Here is a 9,043-nt window from a genome sequence, read left to right as displayed (position 1 = left end):
GCAAGCCAACCCCGCACCAAGCCCGGTGCTCCGTTTCCCGCCGCCCGCAAATACGGGCGTGCCCTTGCGCCAGTGCCACCGTGGATCCGGCTTTGCCGGGCCACCGGTGGCGTCCCCCTCAGGGGGAAGACGCGCAGCGGCTCAGGGGGAGCCTATTTCCTTTCCACTTCGAGATCCGACAGCACCCGCAGCAACGCGCGGTTGACTTCTTCGAGGTCCATTTCGTGGGTCTCGCACAGCTGCCGGATGGCGCTGGCGTCGTCTGTCTCCAGTGCGCAGGCCATCTGCAGTCCGGCGGCATACGGGCCGGTGCGCAGCACGGTGGCGTCGTAGATGCGCTCGGACAGGGGCAGGCGGCGCAGGATGGTGCCCAGGGGCTCGCCGAGCAGGTCATCCAGTTGCGACACCAGGCCGCACAGATAGATCTCGCGGCGCAGGTCGTTCTCGATGCCGGCATCGAGCAGATGGGCGGTGAGCTCGGCGCGCATCACCATGGCCTCCCGCACCGGGTTCATGTTGGGGTCGGTGCTGGCGTGCGGCAACTGGTCGGACAGCCAGCGCTTGATGGATCCGTAGCCCATCATCACCAGGCCCCGGCGCAGCGAGTCGATGCCGGTGCGCAGCCCCAGGGCGGCCGAGTTGGTGTAGACCATGAAGCGGTAGGCCAGCAGCGGGTCTTCGCCCATGATGGCCTCGAAGGTCTCGAGCGACTGTTCGGCGTCGATGGCCTTCATGAGCTTGAAGATCACCGCGTGCGACGGTTGCTGGGGGTGATGGCGCAGGCTGTAGAGCACGTCTTCGGCGGGCCAGCCGGCCAGCGCCATGGCGTTGTGCTCGTCCAGGCAGCGTTCCATGAGCGCGCGGCTGGCAATGCCTTCATACATCTGCCCGGCCAGGATCGGCGGGGCGGAACGGGGAACCGGGCCGCCCGGGCGCCCCGGAGCCGGGGGTTTCAAGGCCGCCACGGCGTCTTCGGGCCGCAGGCTCAAGAGGCTGTTGTCGAAGCACTGGGCCACCTCGGGCTCGGGCAGCTTGCCCAGCTCTCCGCGCCACACCAGCCGCAGGCCGCGCTGGTGCGCTGCCTTCACGCGGGTGAAGATGGCGGAGTCGGCCAGCCATTCGCCACGCACCTCGATCCAGGGCGCGCCACGGGGCGCGTGCTCGAGCATGTCGCACAGCAGCTGGCGGTTCTGGGGTGACAGAAGGATGGGAGGGGAGCTGGCGGACCACAGCTCCTGCAGCGTGCGCAGCAGGTGGGGCGCATCGACCACCACCGACGCGTCGTTGTTGTTCGCGTACAGCTGGATGCCGGCCAGTTTGCGGGCCCGGTTCCACAGGGGGCGATAGCCCAGAATCAGGCTGCCAAGGACAGATTGGACCATGTGCTCTCAGGCGTTGTCTCGTCGCTGGGGCCTGTTGTCTTGCGCCGCGCGGCGCGGGCAGGCCCGCTTTAACTGATGAAGTTGAACAGGGAGAGCTTCTGAACCTGCGCGTAGGACTTGAGCGCAGCCTCATAGCCCACCTGCTGATTCTGGAAGTCCGATATGCCCTGGATCATATCGAGATCCTCCGCCCGCGAGCGGTCGCCCTCCAGCTGGACGGAGCGCTTTTCCTGATCCCCCGTGATGCGGTCCGCGCGGTTGAGCAGCTCGCCCGCGTAGCCGCGCATGTTGTGCAGGCGCTCCAGGCCGATGTCCATGTTGCCCAGCGCCTGGCCCACCGCCTGGGCTGCCGCGTTGCTGTCCGGGGCATTGCGGATGTCGCGGATGGCGGCGTCCATGGTGCTGAACATGCTCGGGCTGGGCGCCAGAGTGATGGTGTCGCCGTTGGCTGGCGTGCCCTTGATGTCGAAGGTCAGTCCCGGCACTCCGGCGACGGTGACGTTCATGGGCTTGTCGGACGGAAAGTCCGGCACCGTCACCGGGGCCGAAACGGCGCCCGTGGTGGTGTTGGTGATGGTGTAGGTGGCAGTGGTGGTGCCCGGCGTGGCGCCCGGCCCCACGGCGCTGAAGGCGATCGTGTAGTTGTCGCCCGTCACCAGGCTGGTGTCCACGGGCTTGATGGCCGTGGTGTTCAGGAAGCGGCTGCTCGGAATGGCGCTTACGCCAGCGGTGTACACCCCGTCGCGTTGCGGGTCGAACATGAACGCGGCCTCGCCGTCCAGCGTGCCCGGAATGGTCACGCCGCTGCTCGCGGCCTGCCCGGGCAACCCGTTGAAGCTGTAGTCGGGCGAGCTGCTCAGCGGCCCCAGGAAGGGCGCCAGCGCGCTGCCCAGCGCACCCAGCAGCGGAATGCCGTTGGTGTCCTTGCGGTTGGCCACCTCGACCAGCTGCTCGCGCAGGCCCTGCAGCTGGTTGGCGATGGTGGCACGGTCGTTGGGCGTGAGGGCGGCACTGCCGGCGTTCACCACCAGTTCGCGAAAGTTCTGCACCAGGTCCACCGCGTCGCCCAGCGCCGACTCGGCCTGCGCGATGGCGTTGCGCTGGGTTTCCAGCGCGCGCTGCTCTGTCTGGATGCGTGCCAGACGGTTGATGGCGCGCTCTGCCTGCGCGGCCGACACGGGGTCGTCGCTGGCGCGCACCACACGCTTGCCGGACGTGAGGTTTTCCTGCAGGTTGGACAGGTTGGTCTGCCGCGTGCCCAGGTTGCGCAGGGCGTTGTCGTACATGTTGGCGGTGCCAAGGCGGTAGATGCTGCTGCTCATGGGAGGCTCCTAGCTCTGTACGGTGCGGGCATCAGCGGCCCAGGCCCTGGATCAGCGAGTCAAAGATGTTCTGCGCGATCTGGATCATTTTGGACGATGCCTGGTAGGCCTGCTGGTATTGGATCAGGCGGGCGGCCTCTTCGTCCAGGTTCACGCCGGAGATCGCGGTGCGGTCGCGCTCCAGGTTGGCCGCGATGGTGGTGGACAGCTCGGCGGCGAACAGAGAACTCTGCGTGCGGGTGCCCACCTGCGCGATGGCGCCGGCGTAGCCGTCCGAAAGGGTGGATTCATCGAACATCTTCACGTCGCGCAGGCCCATCAGGGCGCTGGCGTTGCCCGAGTTGCGGGTGAAGGTGTCTCCGTACTGCGGGTCGGACGCATTGCCGATGACGACCGTGTCGCCCGTGTTGGGCGTGCCCTGCAGCTTGATCTCCCAGCCGTTGTAGCTGATGGGCGTGCCCGGCGTGTAGGGCTGCGCGGCAGCCACGGTGGTGGGCGGCGCCGTGCCGCGGTCCAGCACGTCGTAGGTGGTGGGCGGGCCGGCCGTGAACCGCAGCTGTATGCCTCCCAGGATGGGGGGGACGGCCGCGGGGTTGGCGTTGGGCGGCAGCACCAGCCCGGGCGGATTGGGCAGGCCGGTGGCCTTGAGGCTGGACAGCTGCAGCGTGCCGCCGTTGGACGTGCCCATGGCCGCGTTGATCGGGTTGGCGGCCGCCAGGTCGCGCGGCGAATACACCAGCGCCTGGATGTTGCTCGCCGCGGTGCTGAACGGCTTGAACAGCATGCGCTCGCCGGGGTTGCCGGGAGTGGTCAGGTTGAAGTTGAGCCCGTCGATCTGCAGCGTTGCCAGGTTGGCGGCGTCGGTGAACGGGGTGGACTTGCCGTCCGACAGGCGCACGACCTGGCCGGCGGTGCCGGTGGTGAAGCGGATCTCGTAGTCGGAGGCCGCGAACTGCGTGGGTCCGGTGAACGAGACGGTGCCCACACCCGCACCGTTGGTGTGGCCGGGCATGCTGGTGGGCACTGCGAACAGGTCCTTGCCCAGTGCTCCGTCGAGCGTGAGGCCCAGGTTCTGCTGGTCATTCATCGTCATGCCGATGGCCATCGCCATGCGGCCCAGCAGGTTGCGGCCTTCGGACAGGTCGTTGTTGTTGAAGCGCAGCAGGCCCGACATCGACCCGCCGCCCAACACGTTCTCGTCCATCTCGATGGACGGCGAACCGGGGCGGTTGAAGAACAGCTTGATCTGCCCGCTGCCGGGGAAGGCGGTCGCGTCGTCCACCGACAGGCTGGTGGCCGTGGTGCCCAGCACCAGCGGCTGGCTGCCGGCCACGAACAGGCCCACGGTGCCGTCGTCCGCAGGGATCTGCGTGGTCTGGATGTACTGGTTGATGTCGCGGATGACCTGGTCGCGCTGGTCCAGCAGGTCGTTGGGTGTCTGCCCGTTGCCCTTGGCACGGGCAATCTGCTCGTTGATGCTGGCCATCTGCTTGGCCAGGCTGTTCACGGCGGTGACACTGCTGCCCAGCTGCTCGGTGACCGTGTACTGGATCTCGTTGAGCCGGTCGGCGGCCGAGCGCATGCGTGCGGCTGTCTCGTCCATGCGCGTGAGCACCACCGTGCGGGCGGTGATGTCGGTGGGGGCGCTCACCACGTCCGAGAGCGCGTTCATCATGTCGTTGATGGCCGCGCCCAGGCCGGCGGTGCCGCCACTGAACACTTCCTGCAATTGGCGCAGGCGCTCGGCGCGCACGATGTCGGCCGACTGCACCGAGCCGGCCGTGGCCGACTGGCGCGTGAGCAGCTCGCTCTGGTTGCGCAGGATGGTCTGCACGTCCACGCCCTGGCCGATGTAGCCGCCGCCGGTGAACTGGCCCTGCACGGTCTGCAGCACCACGGTCTGGCGCGAATAGCCGGGGGTGTTGACGTTGGCGATGTTGTGGCCCGCAGTCTGCAGGGCCACCTGGTTGGCCAGCAGAGCGCGGGCGCCGACGTTGAGCAAACTCATGGCGTACCTCGCATGGCAGAACTGGGCCTGCCCGTTGAAACCGGCGCGGCCCCTGCCAGCGCACCCGTGGAACTGGCTCGGCCAGGCCACCGGGTGTGTCCCCCTCGGGGGGAAGGCGCGAAGCGACTCAGGGGGGCGGTCATGCCTGCGTCCGTTGAGCGCGCAGGGCGCTGTTGATGGCGCCGCTGAGCTTCCTGGCGTAGTCGGGGTCCGTCGCGTACCCGGCCCTTTGCAGCTCGGCAGCGTAGGCCACGGCCGAGCCGGTCTTGGCGGTCGCCTGGGCTTTTTCGTAGCGCGGGTTGTCGTTGATCAGGCGGGCGTAGTCCCGGAACGAATCCTCGTACGAGTCGTAGGCACGGAACTTGGCCGTCACCTTCTGGGGCTTGCCGTTGATGTATTCGGTGGTCGTGATCTCGGCCACCTTGCCCGTCCAGCCCTTGCCCGCCTTGATGCCGAACAGGTTGAACGAATTGGAGCCGTCCTTGTGGCGGATCTCGCTCTTGCCCCAGCCGGTCTCATGGCCAGCCTGGCCGAGCATGAAGCTTGCCGGGATGCCGCTGTCCTGGGCCACGCGCTCTGCGGTGCCCGAGAGGTGCTGCACAAAGCCTTCGCGGCCCTTGGGGGCCTGCTGGGTGGCTTCGGGGGGCGTGCTGGCTGCGGGTGCCGTGGCACCGGGCAGGCTGCGCTGCAGGCTCAGCGTGGACGGTACGGAGAAGGTGGTGTCGGCGCCGCCCATCTGGCGCGACAGCTGTCGCGCGATGGCTTCGGACAGGCCGCCCTGCATGCCGGCCATGCTCACCGACAGCTGCTGGTCGAGCATGTCCTGGCCCAGGTTGGCCTGCTCGCCTTCCATCAGGCCGGACTTCATCGTAGCGTCGCGCATGCTCTTGATCAGCTCGCGCATGAACAGCGACTCGAACTGCTTGGCGACCTCGCGCGTGGTCTGCGCGTTGTTGGCCGTGCCCGCGTCGTACTTGAGCGAATTGAGCGAGCGGATGTCCACCGCCAGCGCGTTGGACGTGCTGGTGGTGCTACCGGACGAGGGGACGGTAAGGGCCATGGTCAAGCCTCTTGCGTTGGGCTACCCGCTGGCCGTGAATCTGGCGCGGCGCAGGCCAGTGCCCCCGTGGAACTGGCTTTGCCAGGCCACCGGGTGCGTCCCCCTCCCGAAGGAGAGGGGGAAGGCGCGAAGCGACTCAGGGGGTGCTTCATGTCAGATCACTTCCAGTTCGGCGTTGAGCGCGCCGGCGGCCTTGATGGCCTGCAGGATGGCCAGCAGGTCGCCGGGCGTGGCACCCAGCGTGTTCAGGGCCTTGACCACGTCCGCCAACTGGGGCGACGGCGGCATCTGGATGATGTTGCCGGGCTCCTGATTGATGCGGATGTCGCTTTGCTGCGCCACCACGGTCTGCCCTTGCGAGAGCGGGTTGGGCTGGCTGATGACCGGTGTGGAGCTGATTGTGATCGACAGGTTGCCGTGCGCGATGGCGCAGGGCCCGAGCGTGACGGCCTGGTTGAGCACCACGGAGCCCGTGCGGGCGTTGATGACCACCTTGGCGGCAGGCGTCATGGCTTCGAGCTGCAGCTCTTCGAGGTCGGCGATGAAGCCCACGCGGGCACCTGGGTCGGTGGGTGCGCGCACCTGCACCGTGCGGCCGTCCAGCGCCGTGGCCAGGCCGCTGCCCAGCTTGCCGTTGATGGCCTGCGCCACGCGGCGCGCCACCTGGAAGTCGGAGGCGTTGAGCCCGAGGTTGATGGTCGCACCCTCGTTCAGCGGCGTGGGTACGGCGCGCTCCACCTGTGCGCCCTGCGGCACGCGGCCCGCGCTCAGGTGGTTGATCTGGACCTTGCTGCCGCCGGCAGCGGCACCTGCGCCGCCGACCACCACGTTGCCCTGGGCGAGTGCGTAGATCTCGCCATCGGCGCCGCGCAGCGGCGTGACGATCAGCGTGCCGCCCTTGAGCGACTTGGCATTGCCCATGGACGACACGTTCACGTCGATCATCTGCCCTGGCTGCGCGAAGGCCGGCAGCTGCGCGGTGACGATCACGGCCGCCACGTTCTTGAGCTGCAGCTGCGACGCCGCGTTGGGCGGCAGGCTGATGCCCATCTGCTGCAGGTAGTTGGACATCGCCTGCGTGGTGTAGGGCATCTGCGTCGTCTGGTCGCCCGTGCCGTCCAGCCCCACGATCAGGCCGTAGCCCGTCAACTGGTTGCTGCGCACGCCCTGCACCGCGGCCACTTCCTTGATGCGCAGCGCATGGGCGGGCAGTGCCACACCAGCAGCCACAAAGGCCAGCAGCAGCCACAGCGCGCGCGCAGAGCGTGGCAGGAGGGAATGGGACAAGGCTTTCATGGCATCGATTGTGGTCGGCCCCGCCAGGAACAAAAACCCAAAAAGAAGCAGGTTCACCGGCTTATTGCGTGCGTTCCCGGATGGGTGGGGAACGGCCAGCGGCGCGCGGAAATCCAGGCAGGCGCCGGTGCCGCGCGAGGGAGGTGGATATGAATAAAAATAGCCTCTACCGCTTGATGGATAAGCGCTAGTAGCTATAAATTGTGTAGCAATGATGGAGTGGGAGCGCTACAGCGCCCAGACGTACGAAGTCCCATGCCCCCGGTATTGGAGCCCCGGGCGCATTCCGAACCCGCTCCCGCAAAAACTGGCGCGCCCCAGGCGAGGGCCGCCGCGCAAGGGCCGCCCCGCCGCGCTGGCGGCGTCCCCCTCCCGTAGCGCGCAGCGTGTAGAGAGAGGGGGAAGGCGCGCAGCGCCTCAGGGGGTGAACCTCCGGAACCTCTAGAACGGCGTGATGGTATTGAAGAACCGGCCCATCCACCCCATGGCCTGCGCTTCGTTCTGGGCGCCCCGGCCGCGCGATTCGACGCGCACGTTGGCCACCTGGGTCGAGTTCACGATGCTGCCCGGCTGCAGTGCGCGCGGGTCGATGGTGCCGGAGAAGCGCAGCACATCCACGTTCTGGTTTACGCCGATCTGCTTTTCGCCCGTCACGACCAGGTGGCCGTTGGGCAGCACGTCCACCACGGTGGCGGTGATCGAGCCGGTGAAGGTGTTGGCGCTTTCGGTGCCGCCCTTGCCGGAGAAGGTGTTCTCCGAGCCCGCGCCCAGCGTGGTGACATCGCTCAGCGACTTCTTCACGAAGGGCAGGTTGGTGATGCCGGCCTTGGCTTCGGAGGTGCGGTCCACCGTGGAGGAGGACTTCTGGCTCGCCGTCACGTTCTCCACGATCATGATCGTCACGTTGTCGCCCACCAGGCGCGCGCGGCGGTCTTCGAACGCGGGACGGTAGCTCGCGTTGTGGAACAGGCTGCCCGTGACCGGTGGCGGCGTGCGCGGCGCGTGCGCGATGGGTGGTGGCGTGGTGGGCAGGATGTCCACGGGCGGGGGCGGCGACATGGTGGCGCAGCCGGTGAGCAGCAGCGCACCGATGGCGGCGGGCAGGGTGATGAGGCGGGTGGGCTGCAGCATGGCAAAGATTCCTGTCGTCATCGTCACAGCTGGCTGAGCTTGGCCAGCATCTGGTCGGAGGTCTGGATGGCCTTGGAATTCATTTCGTAGGCGCGCTGGGTCTGGATCATGGTGACCAGCTCTTCCACCACGTTGACGTTGGAGGCTTCCAGGAAGCCTTGCTTGAGGATGCCCAGGCCGTTGGTGCCGGGCGTGCCCTGCTGGGGCTGGCCGGATGCGGCGGATTCCTTGAACAGGTTCTGCCCGATGGGCTCCAGCCCGGCCGGGTTGATGAACGCGGCCATGGCCAGGTTGCCCAGGGGCTGTGGCTGCGTGTTGCCCGGCACGGTGGCCGACACCACGCCGTCGGCGCTGATGGTGATGCTGGTGGCGTTGGCGGGCACGGTGATGCCGTTGGCCACGGGCAGGCCGCTCGATGTGACCATGCGGCCCTGGGCATCGACCTGGAACGAGCCGTCGCGGGTGTAGCCGATGGTGCCGTCGGGCATGGTCACTTCGAAGAAGCCGTTGCCGTTGATGGCCACATCCAGGTTGTTCTTCGACTCCTGCAGGCTGCCCTGCACGAAGTTGCGGCTGGTGGCCACGGTGCGCACCCCCAGGCCCAGGTGCAGGCCGGTGGGCAGCTGGTTCTGCTCCGTGGTCGCTGCGCCCACCTGGCGCAGGTTCTGGTAGATCAGATCTTCGAACACCGCGTTGTTGCGCTTGTAGCCGGTGGTGGAGACGTTGGCCAGGTTGTGCGAGATGACGTCGAGCTGGGTCTGCTGGGCAGACATGCCGGTCTTGGCGATCCAGAGGGAGTTGATCATGGTGGTGCTTCCTTGTGGCGTGGCAGCGGTGCGGTGCG

7 protein-coding genes are annotated in these 9,043 nt (G+C 67.7%); all 7 read right to left on the bottom strand.

Annotation, left to right across the window (positions count from 1 at the left end; genetic code table 11):
* Positions 1-152 precede the first annotated feature (152 nt).
* Positions 153-1,382 carry an HDOD domain-containing protein gene (locus KW835_RS24100; protein ID WP_218387095.1) on the bottom strand — a complete coding sequence of 410 codons (1,230 nt, stop codon included), beginning with the start codon at positions 1,380-1,382 and terminating at the stop codon, positions 153-155.
* A gap of 68 nt (positions 1,383-1,450) precedes the next feature.
* Entirely contained in the window at positions 1,451-2,704 is a 1,254-nt protein-coding gene (gene flgL, locus KW835_RS24095; protein ID WP_218387093.1) for a flagellar hook-associated protein FlgL, read from the bottom strand.
* Between the two features lie 31 nt (positions 2,705-2,735).
* Positions 2,736-4,712 carry a flagellar hook-associated protein FlgK gene (gene flgK, locus KW835_RS24090; protein WP_218387092.1) on the bottom strand — a complete coding sequence of 659 codons (1,977 nt, stop codon included), beginning with the start codon at positions 4,710-4,712 and terminating at the stop codon, positions 2,736-2,738.
* Positions 4,713-4,851: 139 nt separating this feature from the next.
* Entirely contained in the window at positions 4,852-5,772 is a 921-nt protein-coding gene (flgJ, locus tag KW835_RS24085; RefSeq protein WP_218387091.1) for a flagellar assembly peptidoglycan hydrolase FlgJ, read from the bottom strand.
* Positions 5,773-5,925: 153 nt separating this feature from the next.
* Positions 5,926-7,077, bottom strand: a complete 1,152-nt coding sequence (locus KW835_RS24080; RefSeq protein ID WP_370633683.1) for a flagellar basal body P-ring protein FlgI — start codon at positions 7,075-7,077, stop codon at positions 5,926-5,928.
* Positions 7,078-7,509: 432 nt separating this feature from the next.
* A complete protein-coding gene (locus KW835_RS24075) occupies positions 7,510-8,199 on the bottom strand; it encodes a flagellar basal body L-ring protein FlgH (RefSeq protein WP_218387090.1) in 690 nt (229 codons plus the stop codon).
* A gap of 23 nt (positions 8,200-8,222) precedes the next feature.
* Positions 8,223-9,005, bottom strand: a complete 783-nt coding sequence (gene flgG, locus KW835_RS24070) for a flagellar basal-body rod protein FlgG (protein ID WP_218387089.1) — start codon at positions 9,003-9,005, stop codon at positions 8,223-8,225.
* Positions 9,006-9,043: the final 38 nt, after the last annotated feature.

This window comes from Acidovorax sp. sic0104, from assembly GCF_019219095.1.
Lineage (GTDB): Bacteria > Pseudomonadota > Gammaproteobacteria > Burkholderiales > Burkholderiaceae_C > Acidovorax.
The sequence above is the reverse complement of the archived record's forward strand: the minus strand, read 5'-3'. Positions and strand labels throughout refer to the sequence as shown.